The following is a 13,997-nucleotide window of genomic DNA, read 5'->3' as shown; positions in this document are numbered from 1 at the left end:
CCTGGCTCACCTTCTACAACAATCAACGCCGACACACCGCACTCGGCGGCCGACCACCCATCAGCCGACTGTCACCAACCTCATGACCGAGTACATCTAGCCGCCGGCAGGTTCCAAACCGACCTCGGTGCGCCAGACTGCATGTAGAGCGGTGAGGCGCTCTACGACGGCGGGTTGCTCGGTGTAATGGTTGGTTTGTTCGCCGAGGTCGGAGTTGAGATTCGTGAGGAACCAGCCGTCGCCCATCGGGGCGTGTTCGCCGTCGCGCAGGTAGTTGGTCTGCGGGTCGGCGCCGTCGACCCAGGACAACTTCCAGTCGCCTTCCCGGACCGCCCATTGGAACCCACAGTCCCAGTGCAGCGCGGTGTGGGCGCCCTCGGACTCGCCGCGCAGTACCGGCAGCAGGTTGAGGCCATCGGACTCGGTCTCGCCTCCTGCTGCGTCGAGGAGAGTGGGCACGAGGTCGAGGGTGCTGACGAGGGCGTCGTTGTCCTGGCCGGCCGGCACCTGTCCAGGCCAGCGCCAGAGCATCGGGACCCGGATGCCGCCTTCCCAGACCGTGTACTTCGTCCCGCGCAGTGGGGTGTTGTCCGCGAAGTTGCAGGTGGAGCCGCCGTTGTCGGTGGTGTAGACGACGACGGTGTCCTCGGCTGTGCCGGTCGTGTCGAGCAGATCGAGCAGCTTGCCGATCTCGGCGTCCATCAGCTCGAGCTGGGCGAGGTAGTACTCGCGTCCGTGCGGGAGGTTGGGCACGATCACGTCGTCGTACCACTCGCTGTACGACCGGCCGAAGTCCGGCTTCCAGTCGTCGTAGCTGGGCAGGCCGCGCTTGGCCAGCTCCTCCTCGGGCAGCTGCCAGCAGAAGTTGTGGACCGCGTTGAACGCGACCATGCAGAAGTACGGACGGTCGTCGTCGGCCTGGATGAACTCACCGGCGTTCCGGCCGAGCTCGCTGGTCAGGAAGCCTTCGTAGTCGACCGGCTCGTCGCCGGAAAGCAGCGGCTGGACGGCCATGTACCGCGCGGCCGGTTCGCCGTACTCGCTCTGCGCCTGCTTGGAGTGGTGCAGGTAGTTGAGTCTGCCGACCGATTGCCCGGCCAGACCGTAGAGGGTGGTCTCGAACCCGTGGTGCGGAGGACAGGCCCGGTCGCCGACGTCCTCCGGGCCGTAGTGGACCTTGCCGAAGTACCCCGTCCGGTAGCCGCGATCCTGCAGCAGCTCGGCCAGACTCGGTACGTCGTCGGGCGCGAAGCTCGCGGAGTCGAACCATTGGCCGCCCCACCGCTGCTGGTACTGCCCCGAGATGATCCCAGCCCGGGACGGGCTGCAGATAGGCGCCGTCACGTACGCGCTCGTACAGCTCGTGCCCTCCGCGGCGAGCCGGTCCAAGGCCGGCGTTCGCACCTCTGGGTGGAGGCCGAGACGACTCCGGTCCGCGTAGCCGTGGTCGTCCGACACGATCAGCAAGATGTTGGGCCCGGCCATCTCGATCTCCCAAGAATTGGTTGTTCAGATGCGAAACCACGTACTTTCGCGCAACTCCGATCATCTTAAGCGCACTCGGTCGTGCAGCACCAACCCCCTGCGGGTCATGGATTGCAGTGTGCAATGCTTGCAGCGGCCAAGTTTTGGAGGTGCGGATGGCGAGCGCGATGCCGCCGCTGGACTGGGATACTTTCCTTGGCAGTTGGCGACTGGCCCCGGGCTGGCTCGCGATCGCCCTCTTGGTCGCGGTCGGGTACGGCGTACTGCGGATCCGCGGCCGCAGTCGGTCGACGGTTCACCTGTGGCGGGCGGTGTCGTTCGTCCTCGGGTGCGCGCTGCTCTGGGTCTGTGCGGCGTCCGGGATCGGTCGCTATGCGATGGATCTGTTCTGGATGCACATGGTGCTGCATCTGCTGCTGATCATGGTCGTGCCCGCGCTGCTCGTTCTCGGGCACCCGATCACGGTGACGTTGGAATCCCTTCCCACGGCTCGTCAATCCCGGGCCCGGTCGCTCGTTGCCTCGCGGCCGGTCGGTGTCCTGGTTCATCCTGCGAGCGGCCTGGCCGTCTATGCGGTGGTGATCGTCGGGACCCACCTGACCGGGTTCATGGACCAGATGGCCATGCACCCTTGGCTGATGCCGGCTGAGCAGGCCCTGTACGTCTTTTCCGGCTGCCTGTTGTTCCTGCCCCTGCTGGGCGAGGAGCCGATCCGGCCGAACCTCGGGTACCTGCTGCGGCTGGTGCTGTTCCTGATCGCGATGCTGCCGGACACGGTCGTCGGCATCGTGCTTCTGCAGAGCACTGCCGATCCGTTCCCGGTGATGATGCGCCTCCACCCGTCGTGGGCGCCTCCGGCTCTGACGGACGTGCACACCGCCGGTGGGCTCATGTGGGCCGTCGGCGACGGGCTGATGATGTTCGTCGCCGTCGGGTTGATAATCAGCGTCGTCACCTCGCCCAGCAAGCGCGAGCGGATGACCGGCCGCTGGCTGGACGCGGTACGGAGCAGCGTGATCGCGACCGAGGTCGGCGCCGATCCCGCACGGCCACTCGATCCCGACAGCGACGAGGCCCACGCTGCCTACAACCGCATGCTCCAGCGGCTCGCTGCGGAACGCGGCAGCGACAGGGACGGTTGATCGCCGCAACTGCTGTTGTCAGCTGCCGGCTTCGAGGAAGCGCGGGCCTTCGCCCGAGAAGATTGCGTCGGACGCGAGCCACGCGGCTGTTTCGGCGGGGTAGCGGCGTTCGATCTCGGCGAGGAGATGTTCGCGCGCCTCGGCGGCGGTCGCGGTACGGTCGGCGCCCAGTGCGCGCAGGAGTTCCGTGCCGGTCGCGCGCCAGACCCGGTAGAGCTCGGCGTCGGACCAGTCGGCGAGCTGCGCCGCCGCCTGCGATCCGAGCGGGGTCGCCGGGCGCCCCGGCTTGGGACCTCGGCGGAATCGGGAGACGGCTGCCGCCAGGATCAGCCGGATCGGTCGGGGAACAGCCATTGTCAGATCCGGTGCGGTTCGGTCATCGGGCGGTCCCTTCGAGCGATCACGACCTGTCTAGCGCGCCGGCCGGCCCGGCGCGGCACCTGGCGCGGAACGTCATGCGATCTCAAAGTTCCCTCAGTGCGGCCGTCAAATGCGTCGTAGGACGAGAAGCGGTGAGTTGGTCGCTCGAAATATTGCAGAGTGCAATTCATGACCGCCGTCGCCGGATCGGTTAGCCTCTGCATAGCCGGACCGACGTGCGGAGGTGGAGTCAGATGCCCGGATCGCGGGTGCGGACGGCCGATGTTCCGGTCGACGACGCGGTAGACGAGGTCGTGGCCGCCGTGCTGACCGCGTCCAGGGTGCTCGTGGGCGTGTCGGCCAGGTCGCTGGCCCGGGTCGAGGAGTCGGTGACGTTGACCCAGTTCCGGACCCTCGTCGTCCTCGACGGTCATGGTCCGAGCCGGCTGAACCTGTTGGCGGAGCGTCTCGACGTGACGGCGTCGACAGCGCTCCGGATGGTCGACCGCCTGATCGCGGCCGGTCTCGTCGACCGCCGTGAGAACGCCCAGGACCGCCGCGAGGTGGTCATCGACCTGACCGCTGATGGCCGGACGCTGGTCCGCAAGGTCACCCGGAAGCGTCGCGCCGAGATCGAGCGGATCGTTCTCGGGATGCCGGTCGGGCGGCGTCGAGAGCTGGTCCGGGCGTTGGTGGCGTTCGCCGACGCGGCCGACGAGCCCGCGGTCGTCGCCGAAGCGGCCGGACGCCTCGGCTGGTGAAGCGCGTCGGCTCAGGACGCGCGCAACGTCTCGTAGTCGGAGGCGGTCAGCGGCGCGGTGGTGAGCGCGCCGTCGGCGAGCAGGGCCTCGATCGGTACGCCGTCGCGCGCGAACGTCACCTGGTCGATGGACGGTAAGGCCGTCAGGGACAAGACGATCTGTCCGACGGCGAGGACGTTCTCCGTGGCCGAACGGCCGTCGGTCTGACCGGAGAGTTCGAGGACGGCGCGAGAGCCCTGGACCTCGACGATCCTCAGGCTCAGGTCCGGCGGCAGCGCCGTGGTGATCCCGCCGGCCTGTTCACGGTCGGTCGGCCCGGCCAGCAGCGTGTCGACAACCGCCGTCAGGCGGTCCGCGGGCGTTGTGGTCGGCGCCTCGCGAACGAGGGTGATCAGCTTGTCGTCGCGGACGAAGTTCACCTGGATGGCGGCCTTGCCGACGGTCGGCGTCGGCGCCGCGGGCGAAGGACGGGTCGGGTCCTGCAAGCGGGTCGGTATCGCCCGGGATGCGATCGGCACGGGCTCGCTCTGCACCGGCACGCCACAGCCGGCCAGCACCAGCACGGCCGAGACGAGGACGGCGATGATCCTCACGACCCCACCACTTCCTCGGCTGTCGAGCGAGCTTCCGGGAGCCGTACGACGAACCGCGCGCCGCCGGCCGGTGACGCAGTACACCAAACCGCTCCACCGTGTGCCGCAGCGGTCTCGGAGGCCAGCGCGAGACCGAGACCCGTACCGGACGAGGAGCCGCGTTTGGTCGCGCCGGTGGCGAAACGCTCGAAGACGCGTTCCCGGTCCTCGGGGCGGATGCCAGGGCCGCTGTCGTCGACGAGGACCAGCAGATCGTCGTCGGTCCTGCTGACCGTCACGCGCGTAAGTCCGCCGCCGTGCGTGTTCGCGTTGTCGAACAGATTGCGGAACAAGCGGCTGAGACGGGACTTGTCCGCTGCGACGAAGATGCCGGTCTCGCCGTGCAGCGTGGACAGGTCGGCGCTGACTTCGCCCAGGACCTGTTCCAGCAGTCCGTCGAGAGCGACGACGGTGTTCGGTCGCTGGCCGAGCCCGGCATCGGACCGGGCCAGTTCGAGGAGGTCGTCGAGCAGCCGGCGGAATCGTTGCAGGTCGGCGGTGACGAGATCCAGGGCGCGCTTGGACCGGTCGGGAAGCTCGTCGCGCCGGGCGTTCAGCAGATCGACGCTGCCGACGAGGGTGGTGAGTGGCGACCGGAGTTCGTGGCTCACGTCGGCGGCCAGGCGCGCGTCGCGGGTGATCCGTTGATGCAGTGTGTCGACCATGCTGTTGAACGAGCCGACGATGGTGGCGAGCTCGGGATCCTCGGTTGCCGCCAGGCGGCGTTCGAGATCGCCGCCGGCGATCGAGGCCGCCGTGACCGCGACCCGATTGAGCGGAGTGATGACCGACCTGCTGGTCCACACGCCCAACGCGGCCCCCGCCGCGGTTGCCAGCAGTGCACCGCCGAGGAGGATCCCACTCAGCAGGCGAAGCGTGCCGTCGAGCTCGGTGAGTGGTGCGATCTCGTAGAATTCGGCTCCGACCGTCCGCACCGGAACGCCGACCACGAGCGCCGGCCCGTCCGCGGACCGGAACCGCTGACTGACCGGCTGCCCGGCCGCGATCTCTTGCTGTACGGCGGATGGCACCGCGTCACGACCCTGATCGAGCGCGGACGCGTACCACTGGTTGCGCCACTTGAGGATGATCGTGTGCCCGGCCGGTGTCCCGGCAGCGGTCAGCACGGCCGACACGTCAGCGCCCGCGCTCTCCAGCCGTCGTTGCACGAACACCGCATCGGCGAAGCTCTGGTGCTGGACGACTCGCTCACGCTGGACCAACAGGTAGCCGCGGGCAAGCAGATAGGTGCTGACCGCGAAGACCGCCGACACCAGGAGAGCCACCAGCGAGAAGGCGGCGACGAGACGGTGGCGCAGGCCGAGCGTACGACGTCCCCGCATCATTGCGGATCCAGCCGATAGCCCATTCCTCGAACGGTGACGACCACCTGCGGCCGGCCGGGATCGCGCTCGATCTTGGTGCGCAGCCGCCGGATATGGACATCGACGATCCGCTCGTCACCGTAGTACCCGTGCTCCCACACCTTCTCCAGCAGCGTGGGCCGGCTGAGCACCCGGCCGGGCGGTTGCGCCAGCTCGGCCAGCAGACGGTACTCCGTGACGGTCAGCGGGACGTCCTTCCCGTCGAGCATCACGGCGCCGCGCGACGTGGACAGCACCAGGCTGCGGCCGGGATCGGAGTCGAGGACGACGTCGGGCTCGGTCGCCTCGCTGCTGCTCCGGAGCCGGCGGCGCAGGGCGCGGATCCTGGCCGTGATCTCCTTCACCTGAAAGGGTTTGGTGACGTAGTCGTCGGCGCCCGCCTCGAGACCGGCGACGATGTCATGGGTGTCCGACCGGGCGCTGACAATCACGATGGGGATGTCGCTGAGTCGCCGGACCTCGCGGATGCAGGTGTAGCCGTCGACCTCACCGAGCATCAGGTCGACCATCATCAGGTCGGGCACCGACGACCTGACGACCTCGAGCGCCGCCGGGGTGTCCGCGGCCTCCGCCACCTGGTAGCCCTCGTCCTCGAGCGCCAGGCGCAGAACCGCGCGGATACGATCGTCGTCCTCCACGACCAGGACCTGCATCGGCACGGTCACATCCTCGCAACTCCGCACGGTGTTGTGATGCCCGGGTCCCGCATGTCATCCGATCGTAAAGAAGCTGCACCGGCGCTCTCAAACTCCACGAGCCACTGTGGTTAGCACCACCGGAACCGGTACAGAAGGACTCGTCGATGACGGACATGACCCACAGCCCACCTCTGCAGAAGGCGATCGTGACGCTGTCGGACACCGACCTGGACGCCGGCCCGGCGGGCCTTCGCTGGCGCTTGCGCGGACTCGTCATGGACGGGGCCTGCCTGGTGGTCATCGACGTGTCCGAGATCGACCAGATGTCGTCGACGCTGCTGGCCGCTCTGCTCGACACGCATCGCGTCTGCCGGCGTCGCGGCGGCGGTGTCGTCATCCGCCATGCCAGTCGCAAGCTGACCGACGTACTGCGCCGTAGCGGGCTCAACCGGGTGTTCGAGGTCGAGGCTGCCTGATGTCGAAGCCGGACGACGAGCAGGACCAGCCTTGCTTCGTCGACGTGAGCATCGTCGAGTTCGCTGCCCACGTCGCGTACCTCGATCCGTTGACCGGCACCGGCTACCTGGTCGCCCCGCGGGCGGAATGCGACGTCGAGGCCTTGGTGGATCCGTTGGTCGAGGCGGCCTGGTCCGAGCGCCTGAACGACTTCGCGGACACTCGTCGCTTGTCGTTGCACGCGGCCGACCGTCGGCGCGCACTGTCCTGTCTCGCCGAGACCGGCTGGAGTCTGTTGCGCGACGAGGCCGGCCAGGTCGAGATCGCCGGACGAACAGCCGAGGGGCGACAGGCCCTCTGCATCTACGGCCCGGCGATCGTCGAGGAACCGACCCTCGAGGCACTCGATCGCGCCGTCATCGCCTTGGACGTCGCCGCTGCCCTGACCGTCCACACCTCGAGCAGCGACGACACGCTCGACCCCTGGTGGAACTGAACTGCTTGGCTCTTGAAGTCGGCTGATCAGATGATTAGTATGCTGATCATGCGATCAGTCAGCGATGAGGACGACCTCACGGCCAAGGCGAACATCCGTAATGCCGCGCTGCGGCTGTTCGCCGAGCGTGGGCACGATGGCGTCACGATGCGGGAGATCGCCGCAGCCGCGGGCGTGTCACCTGCCCTGCCGGCGCATCACTTCGGCAGCAAGGAAGGTCTGCGCGCCGCGGTCGACGACCATGCCGGGCGGGCGTTCGACGCGCTGTTCGCGATGGACGAGCAGGATGTGGCCGGGGCGATGACCGGCGACGGTTGGGCGTCGATGGCCGAGATGTTCGCGAGTGCGTTCCCACCGGGTTCGCCGCTGCCGGCGTACCTGCGTCGTTTGCTGCTCACCAACGATCCCGCGGGCGCGGCCTTGTTCGGTCGCTGGTTCAGCCAGACCCGCCAACTGCTCGAAACCATGGACGGGCTCGGCGCCACCCGGCCGGCCGAGGACCCGGCGGTTCGCGCTGCGTTCCTGCTGGTCAACGACCTCGCCGTGCTGCTGCTGCGGAACCATGTCGCCGCCGCGATCGGGGTCGACCCGCTCACGCCGGAGGGCATGTCCCGCTGGGCCAGGGAGGTCACCGCCGTCTACCAGCAGGGCGCGTTCGTCTCCGCACCCGAGGAGGAGCAATCGTGATCGACGTCGTCAACGTCCGTGCACTCACCAAGACCTTCGGCAAGGTCCGCGCTCTCGACGGCCTCGACCTGACTGTCCGTCCGGGCGAGGTCCATGGCTTCCTCGGCCCCAACGGAGCAGGCAAGTCGACCACCATCCGCATCCTGCTCGGGCTGATGCGCGCCGGCGGCGGGCAGGTCGAGCTGTTCGGCGCCGATCCCTGGCGACGAGCGGACAGGCTGCACGGACGTCTCGCGTACGTCGCCGGCGACGTCGCGCTCTGGCCCGGCCTGACCGGCGGCCAGTGCCTCGACGTGATCGGCACGACGTACGGCGCTGTCGACGAGAAGCGCCGGGAGCAGTTGATCGAGCGCTTCGAGCTCGATCCGACGAAGCGGATCCGGGACTACTCCAAAGGCAATCGGCAGAAGGTCGCACTCGTGGCCGCGCTGTCGGCAGAGGTCGAGCTGCTGGTGCTCGACGAGCCTACGTCCGGCCTCGATCCGTTGATGGAGCAGGCCTTCCAGCAGTGTGTGCGCGAGCGGAGAGAAGCCGGCGTCACGGTGCTGTTGTCCAGTCACATCCTCGGCGAGGTCGAGGCACTGGCCGACCGAGTGAGCATCGTTCGCCGCGGCCGGACGGTCACCACCGGCAGCCTCTCCGACCTGCGCCGCCACACGCGTACGGCGGTGCACGCGGTCACCGGCATCGAACCCGACGGACTGGCTCGGGCCGATGGTGTGGCCGACTGCGTCTCCGAACGGCTGGACGGCCAGGTCGACACTCGGTTCACCATCGACGCGGATCACCTCGATGCGACGATCGGTTTGTTGCACGCGGCCCGGATCCACACGTTGACCGTCACGCCGCCGAGCCTCGATGCCCTGTTCCTGCGCAACTACGGGGATACGGTCGAGCCGGCCGACGAGACGCTTGCCAGGGCGGCGCAATGAGTACGGCTGAGCCGCACGGCCTGGGCGTCATGCTCGGGATTGTCTGGCGAACACGCCGCCGCGGCCTCCTGGTGTGGGTCGTCGCTCTCGCGGCCGGCATGATCGGGACGGCCGTCGCCGTGGCCGGCATGTACGACACCCCGGCCAAGATCCACACCTACGCCGAGGCCGTCACGTCCGGCAGCGCGCTGGCTGCGATCAACGGGCACGTCGAGGGCATCGACAGCCTCGGGGGAGTGATCCAGGACGAGTTCGGGTTCCTGGCGTCGTTCCTGCTGCCGTTGCTGGGCATCGGACTGGTCGCCGGCTCGACGCGGCGTGAAGAGGAGTCGGGCCGGCACGAGACGATCCTCGGCGGCCGGATCGCCCGGCACCAGCCCACCCTGGCGGCGCTTGCGGTCGCGACCGCCGCGATCGTCGCCACGTCCGTTCTCTTCGCCGGTGGGCTTGTTCTCGCGGGGGTGCCGGCGTCCGGGGCGATCCTGTACGCCGCAGCGCTCGGCGGGCTGGCCTTCGTGTTCGCGGGCTTCGCCGCACTGGTGGCTCAACTCGTACTGCATTCGCGTGGGGTCTACCTGTGGAGCCTGATCATGCTGGGGGCGGCGTACGCCTTGCGGGGGATCGGTGACACGACCAAGACCTGGTTGACCTGGTTGTCCCCGCTGGGCTGGGCGGAGAAGGCAGCGCCGTTCGGAGGCCAGCGGTGGTGGGCGCTCGCCGTTCCGGCCGTCGTCGGAATTGCGCTGGGCGGTGCGGCCGTTTGGCTGGCCGGCCGCCGCGACCTCGGCAGTGCGCTGGGGCGGGGCGATGAGGGTCCGGCGCGGGCGACGTGGCTCCAGCGGCGGCCGGTCGGCTTCGCGATCTGGATCCATCGTCCGGCGGCCGTGGGCTGGCTGGCCGGCGGGATGCTGTTCGCCGCGATGATGGGGGCCCTGGCCCAGCAGTTGCTCGACGCGATGGCCGGCAATCCCGCGTTGGCCGAGTCGATGGGCATCCAGGGCGGCCGGCCGCTGGACGGTTTCGTCGCCGTGACCCAGCTCTACCTCGCAGTGATCGCCGGTGGCTACGTCATCCAGGCGATCGGCGCCCTCAGAGCCGAGGAGGCCGAAGGACGCCTGGAGACCCGACTCGCGGGCACCCTGTCCAGGATCCGTTGGCTCGCTGCCCACATCGTCGCGGTCACGGCCGGGCTGGTGCTCATCGTCGTCGCGTCCTCCTTGGTCCTCGCCGTGTCGACCGCTTGGTCTGTTGGCAACACCAACGACTTCGCGGCAATCCTGAAGTCCGGCCTGGCCTACCTGCCGGCAGAGCTCGTACTCGCCGGTCTCGCGCTGGCCTTGTTCGGCACCTGGCCCCGCGCCTTCGGACTCGCCTGGGCGGCGTACGCCGCAGCGACTTTCATCGCGTTCCTGGGCCCCGGGCTGAAGCTCGCACAGTGGGTGCTGGACCTCGCCCCCACAACCCACGTCGGCAACCCACCCCTCGGCACAGCCGGTGCCGGGAGCCTGTCCGCACTGGGCATCGTCGCTGTCGCACTCCTCGTCCTCGGCTCCACCACCTTCAACCACCGCGACGTACCGCGCTAACCACCTCCGCCGGTACGGTGTGAGGAATGAACTTGTTGACCGGTCGGGTTGCGCTTGGGGTTGCGGGGTTGTCGTTCGAGCCTCGGGACCGCGCTGCCGACCTCGCGACGGTCCGCGCCGGGATCGCTGCCGGTACGACGCTTCTCGACACGGCGCGTGCGTACACGCGCGTCGACGAGCCCTGGTACGGCGAAGCGCTCGCGGCGGAGGCGGCTCGCGGTACCGGCGTACTGGTCGGGACGAAGGGCGGCCATTCGCGGACGAGCGCGACCACCTGGGATGCCGATATCAGCGCCGATCGGATCCGGTCCGATGTCGATACGAGCCTGCGCGTCTTCGGCGGCGAGCGGCTCGACCTGTTCTACCTGCACCGGGTCGACCTGGCCGAACAACCAGTAGAGGAAGGGGTTTCCGCGCTCGCCTCGCTTCGTGACGAGGGGAAGGTCGCGCGGATCGGCCTCTCGAACGTCACCGTGGCCGAGCTCGACCGAGCCGCCGCGGTTGCACGTGTCGACGCGGTGCAGAACCGGCACACCGCGATGGGCCGCGAGTCGGCCGACGTACTCGCCTGGTGCGAGGCGCAGGACGTCCCGTTCTTCGCCTACTCGCCGCTGCGCGACTCCGCCACAGCTCCACACCTGACCGCCATGGCCGATGCTCGGGGAGTCTCGCTACAACGCCTCCAACTCCGAGCCCTCCTCGCGTCGTCGCCCGTGCTCTCCGTTGTGTCGGGCGCGACCCGGCCCGTCACCGTCCTGGACTCCCTCGCCGCAGAATCCGAACCCTGGGACGACGCCCTCGGAGCCGCCTACACCGCGGACCTCTTGACGCGGTACGACGACGCGTAGCTGGAAGGGGGTCCTGTCGATACCCTGAACAACCGGGCCTGTTACCCCTGCCTCCCCTGCGGTTGCCTGGACGCCGTGACAGTTGGCGTCACAGCAGTGGCTGGAATCAGCTGACAAGACGATTGGACCCGACCAATGGAACTGCTCCCTGTCCGCAGCACCGCCAAGGGGCCCGAACAGAACTTCACCGGCGACGTCTACGTCACCTGGATCAAGACCCCGACGGACCCATCGAGACTCACTGCGGCCCTGGTCCGGTTCGCGCCCGGCGCCCGTACCAACTGGCACTCGCACGCCGTCGGCCAGACCCTCCACGTCACTGAAGGCGTAGGCCTCATCGGCACCCGCGACGGCAAGGTCATCCGCATGCGCGCCGGCGACACCGTCTGGACCCCACCAGGCGAAGACCACTGGCACGGCGGCGCCGCAGACACCTTCATGTGCCACATAGCCATGCTCGAAGCAACCGACGGCGACCCCACCACCTGGCACGAACCAGTCACCGACCAGACCTACCAAGCAGCGAACTCCGGCTGACCACCCCGGCAACCAACCGGCCAAGAGCCGCAACTCCGGTCCTCTCGCTAGGAGGACCTCAGCCGGAGCTGACCGCGTGCAGCTGTTCGATCGTGTCGAGGATTGAGGAGAGGCCTGCCTCGAAGTTGTCCGGTTGTGCGGCGAAGCCGTGGCGTAGGAGGGGCGCGATGTGGGGGTAGTCCCCGCTGTCGGCGCGTTCGGTCAAGTAGTTGCGGACGCTCCTGGTCCACTCCCCGGCGGCTCGTGGGTCCGTCGGTACGGCGCGGCGCTGCGCCGAGACCCGGGTGACGTAGCCGACGACGTAGTCGTTGACGGCGGTCACGATGCTCCAGGCGGTTTCCGTGGTGACCGACAAGGGCTTGACGGCTTGGACCCACTCGTCGAGGACGCGGAGCGTGTTCGGACCTAGTTGGATGCGATCGACCATCAGCTCGATGGTCCACGGGTGCGCGAGGCCTTGGTCCCTCGTACGCCGGGCGATGGCCTCGAGCGCGGTCCGCCACTCGTGCGGGAGCTGCTCACCGAGCACGCTCTCCCCGGCCAGCTGGTCGAACATCAGGTCGAGCAGGTCGTCCTTGCTCGACACGTGCCCGTACAAGCTCATCGGCCGTACGTCGAGCTCCGCCGCGACGCTGCGGATCGAGACGGCGTCGAGCCCGTCGCGGTCGGCGATCGCGACCGCCGTGTACACGATCGATTCACGGGTGAGCGTCCTGCGCCGGGGCCGGCGGTCGTCGCGCGCCCACACCGGCCCCACGGCCGGGGAACTGTCGTCAGGCATCGGGACCTCGTGGCGGCATCGGCGGTACGGGATATCCGCCGGCGAAGGCGTCGAACCTCACCTCCCGCTGTGCGGCGGCGTCGGACTGCTTCTTCTCGCCGACGAACATCAGTATGCCGAACGCGACCACGCACAGCGCGATCGCCACGAGCCACTGCCGACCGTCCAGGTCGATCGCGCGGACGGTCGCGACTGCCAGGATCCACACGAGTGACAAGGGCATCAGCCGCTTCCAGCCGAAATGCATGAACTGGTCGTACCGCAGCCGCGGCAGTGTCCCGCGCAGCCAGACGAACACGAAGATGAAGAACAACACCTTGCCGATGAACCACAGGACCGGCCAGTAGCCGCTGTCGGCGCCGTCCCAGATCACGTTGAGCGGCCAGGGCGCGTGCCAGCCGCCCAGGAACATGGTGGTCGCCATCGCCGACACCGTGCCCATGTTCACGTACTCGGCGAGGAAGAACAGCATGAACTTCGCCGAGGAGTACTCGGTGTGGAACCCGCCGACCAGCTCGCCCTCGGCCTCGGGCAGGTCGAACGGCGCCCGGTTGGTCTCGCCGACCATCGAGATCACGTAGGTCACGAACGATGGCGCGAGGATCAGGCCGTACCAGACCTTGTCCTGCGCCTCGACGATCTGCGACGTCGACATCGACCCGGCGTACAGGAACACCGCGACGAACGAGAGCCCCATCGAGACCTCGTACGAGATCATCTGGGCGCTCGAGCGCAGCCCCCCGAGCAGCGAGTACGTCGACCCGGACGACCAGCCGCCCAGCACGATGCCGTAGATGCCGATCGAGGCCATCGCGAGCACGAAGACCACCGAGACCGGCATGTCGGTGAGCTGCAACTGTGTGTGAATGTCGCTCCAGGGCAGCCGGACCGTCGGCCCGAACGGCATCACGGACCAGGTGGCGAAGGCCGGCACGACCACGATCAGCGGCGCGAACAAGAAGATCACCTTGTCGGCCGTCTTCGGGATCAGGTCCTCCTTCAGGATCAGCTTCATCCCGTCGGCCAGCGACTGCAGCAGCCCGAACGGCCCGTTGACCTTCGGACCGATGCGCTGCTGCATCCGAGCGACCACCCGCCGCTCCGCCCAGATGCTGAAAAGCGTCAGCACCATCAGAAAGACAAAGATCACCACCGCCTTGACCAGCACCACCCACCACTCGTCCTGCCCGAACTCCGTCAGCTCACCCGCACTTCGCGCCGGCAAGCCAGCGCTGTCCAAACCAATACAGCATATCGCCATGAACCCCTCC

General features: G+C 68.4%; 16 protein-coding genes. 9 read left to right on the top strand and 7 right to left on the bottom strand.

The window, feature by feature from the left end; genetic code table 11:
* Positions 1-96: 96 nt before the first annotated feature.
* A complete protein-coding gene (locus ACIA58_RS18920) occupies positions 97-1,485 on the bottom strand; it encodes a sulfatase (protein ID WP_396404962.1) in 1,389 nt (462 codons plus the stop codon).
* A gap of 155 nt (positions 1,486-1,640) precedes the next feature.
* On the opposite strand from ACIA58_RS18920, the gene ACIA58_RS18915 reads away from it, so the two are divergent.
* Entirely contained in the window at positions 1,641-2,627 is a 987-nt protein-coding gene (locus ACIA58_RS18915) for a cytochrome c oxidase assembly protein (protein WP_396404961.1), read from the top strand.
* Between the two features lie 18 nt (positions 2,628-2,645).
* Here ACIA58_RS18915 and ACIA58_RS18910 read toward each other — a convergent pair whose 3' ends face one another.
* Complete coding sequence (locus tag ACIA58_RS18910) at positions 2,646-2,981, bottom strand: hypothetical protein (protein WP_396404960.1); 336 nt, start codon at positions 2,979-2,981, stop codon at positions 2,646-2,648.
* 260 nt (positions 2,982-3,241) lie between these two features.
* Between ACIA58_RS18910 and ACIA58_RS18905 the strand changes: the two genes are divergently transcribed.
* Positions 3,242-3,748 (top strand): MarR family winged helix-turn-helix transcriptional regulator, encoded by a 507-nt coding sequence (locus tag ACIA58_RS18905; RefSeq protein ID WP_396404959.1) that lies wholly within the window; start codon positions 3,242-3,244, stop codon positions 3,746-3,748.
* Between the two features lie 11 nt (positions 3,749-3,759).
* Here ACIA58_RS18905 and ACIA58_RS18900 read toward each other — a convergent pair whose 3' ends face one another.
* From ACIA58_RS18900 to ACIA58_RS18890, 3 genes are read right to left on the bottom strand one after another with little or no spacing between them, the layout of a single operon-like run.
* The gene (locus ACIA58_RS18900) at positions 3,760-4,341 is read right to left on the bottom strand and encodes a GerMN domain-containing protein (protein WP_396404958.1); all 582 of its coding nucleotides are present in this window, start codon (positions 4,339-4,341) and stop codon (positions 3,760-3,762) included.
* Positions 4,338-5,723: an ATP-binding protein gene (locus ACIA58_RS18895; protein ID WP_396404957.1), complete on the bottom strand. Its 1,386-nt coding sequence runs from the start codon at positions 5,721-5,723 to the stop codon at positions 4,338-4,340. Before ACIA58_RS18895 ends, ACIA58_RS18900 begins: the two co-directional genes overlap by 4 nt.
* A complete protein-coding gene (locus tag ACIA58_RS18890) occupies positions 5,723-6,418 on the bottom strand; it encodes a response regulator (RefSeq protein ID WP_396404997.1) in 696 nt (231 codons plus the stop codon). The genes ACIA58_RS18895 and ACIA58_RS18890 overlap by 1 nt, the downstream gene beginning before the upstream one ends.
* 149 nt (positions 6,419-6,567) lie before the next feature.
* Between ACIA58_RS18890 and ACIA58_RS18885 the strand changes: the two genes are divergently transcribed.
* From ACIA58_RS18885 to ACIA58_RS18855, 7 genes are all read left to right on the top strand, one after another.
* Complete coding sequence (locus tag ACIA58_RS18885; RefSeq protein ID WP_396404956.1) at positions 6,568-6,879, top strand: STAS domain-containing protein; 312 nt, start codon at positions 6,568-6,570, stop codon at positions 6,877-6,879.
* Positions 6,879-7,355, top strand: a complete 477-nt coding sequence (locus ACIA58_RS18880; RefSeq protein ID WP_396404955.1) for a hypothetical protein — start codon at positions 6,879-6,881, stop codon at positions 7,353-7,355. The genes ACIA58_RS18885 and ACIA58_RS18880 overlap by 1 nt, the downstream gene beginning before the upstream one ends.
* Positions 7,356-7,403: 48 nt before the next feature.
* Positions 7,404-8,042 carry a TetR/AcrR family transcriptional regulator gene (locus tag ACIA58_RS18875; RefSeq protein ID WP_396404954.1) on the top strand — a complete coding sequence of 213 codons (639 nt, stop codon included), beginning with the start codon at positions 7,404-7,406 and terminating at the stop codon, positions 8,040-8,042.
* Entirely contained in the window at positions 8,039-8,974 is a 936-nt protein-coding gene (locus ACIA58_RS18870; protein ID WP_396404953.1) for an ATP-binding cassette domain-containing protein, read from the top strand. The genes ACIA58_RS18875 and ACIA58_RS18870 overlap by 4 nt, the downstream gene beginning before the upstream one ends.
* Positions 8,971-10,560: an ABC transporter permease gene (locus ACIA58_RS18865; RefSeq protein WP_396404952.1), complete on the top strand. Its 1,590-nt coding sequence runs from the start codon at positions 8,971-8,973 to the stop codon at positions 10,558-10,560. Before ACIA58_RS18870 ends, ACIA58_RS18865 begins: the two co-directional genes overlap by 4 nt.
* 26 nt (positions 10,561-10,586) lie before the next feature.
* On the top strand, positions 10,587-11,408 hold the full coding sequence (locus ACIA58_RS18860) for an aldo/keto reductase (protein ID WP_396404951.1): 822 nt from the start codon (positions 10,587-10,589) through the stop codon (positions 11,406-11,408).
* Between the two features lie 135 nt (positions 11,409-11,543).
* Positions 11,544-11,945: a cupin domain-containing protein gene (locus tag ACIA58_RS18855; protein ID WP_396404950.1), complete on the top strand. Its 402-nt coding sequence runs from the start codon at positions 11,544-11,546 to the stop codon at positions 11,943-11,945.
* Between the two features lie 58 nt (positions 11,946-12,003).
* On the opposite strand, the gene ACIA58_RS18850 is transcribed toward ACIA58_RS18855, so the two are convergent.
* Together ACIA58_RS18850 and nuoH are read right to left on the bottom strand one after the other, a co-directional pair.
* Positions 12,004-12,726, bottom strand: coding sequence for a TetR/AcrR family transcriptional regulator (locus tag ACIA58_RS18850; RefSeq protein ID WP_396404949.1), 723 nt, complete (start codon positions 12,724-12,726; stop codon positions 12,004-12,006).
* Positions 12,719-13,966, bottom strand: a complete 1,248-nt coding sequence (gene nuoH, locus ACIA58_RS18845; protein WP_396404948.1) for an NADH-quinone oxidoreductase subunit NuoH — start codon at positions 13,964-13,966, stop codon at positions 12,719-12,721. Before nuoH ends, ACIA58_RS18850 begins: the two co-directional genes overlap by 8 nt.
* Positions 13,967-13,997: the final 31 nt, after the last annotated feature.

The organism is Kribbella sp. NPDC051586, from assembly GCF_044453965.1.
GTDB lineage: Bacteria > Actinomycetota > Actinomycetes > Propionibacteriales > Kribbellaceae > Kribbella.
Note: the sequence above shows the minus strand (reverse complement) of the source record. Positions and strands in the feature narration are given on the sequence as shown.

Bases quoted from the DNA above. Each gene is read 5' to 3' on its own strand.
- ACIA58_RS18920 (WP_396404962.1), bottom strand. From the start codon at position 1,485: ATGGCCGGGCCCAACATCTTGCTGATCGTGTCGGACGACCACGGCTAC.
- ACIA58_RS18915 (WP_396404961.1), top strand. From the start codon at position 1,641: ATGGCGAGCGCGATGCCGCCGCTGGACTGGGATACTTTCCTTGGCAGT.
- ACIA58_RS18910 (WP_396404960.1), bottom strand. From the start codon at position 2,981: ATGGCTGTTCCCCGACCGATCCGGCTGATCCTGGCGGCAGCCGTCTCC.
- ACIA58_RS18905 (WP_396404959.1), top strand. From the start codon at position 3,242: ATGCCCGGATCGCGGGTGCGGACGGCCGATGTTCCGGTCGACGACGCG.
- ACIA58_RS18895 (WP_396404957.1), bottom strand. From the start codon at position 5,723: ATGCGGGGACGTCGTACGCTCGGCCTGCGCCACCGTCTCGTCGCCGCC.
- ACIA58_RS18890 (WP_396404997.1), bottom strand. From the start codon at position 6,418: ATGCAGGTCCTGGTCGTGGAGGACGACGATCGTATCCGCGCGGTTCTG.
- ACIA58_RS18885 (WP_396404956.1), top strand. From the start codon at position 6,568: ATGACGGACATGACCCACAGCCCACCTCTGCAGAAGGCGATCGTGACG.
- ACIA58_RS18880 (WP_396404955.1), top strand. From the start codon at position 6,879: ATGTCGAAGCCGGACGACGAGCAGGACCAGCCTTGCTTCGTCGACGTG.
- ACIA58_RS18875 (WP_396404954.1), top strand. From the start codon at position 7,404: ATGCGATCAGTCAGCGATGAGGACGACCTCACGGCCAAGGCGAACATC.
- ACIA58_RS18865 (WP_396404952.1), top strand. From the start codon at position 8,971: ATGAGTACGGCTGAGCCGCACGGCCTGGGCGTCATGCTCGGGATTGTC.
- ACIA58_RS18860 (WP_396404951.1), top strand. From the start codon at position 10,587: ATGAACTTGTTGACCGGTCGGGTTGCGCTTGGGGTTGCGGGGTTGTCG.
- ACIA58_RS18855 (WP_396404950.1), top strand. From the start codon at position 11,544: ATGGAACTGCTCCCTGTCCGCAGCACCGCCAAGGGGCCCGAACAGAAC.
- ACIA58_RS18850 (WP_396404949.1), bottom strand. From the start codon at position 12,726: ATGCCTGACGACAGTTCCCCGGCCGTGGGGCCGGTGTGGGCGCGCGAC.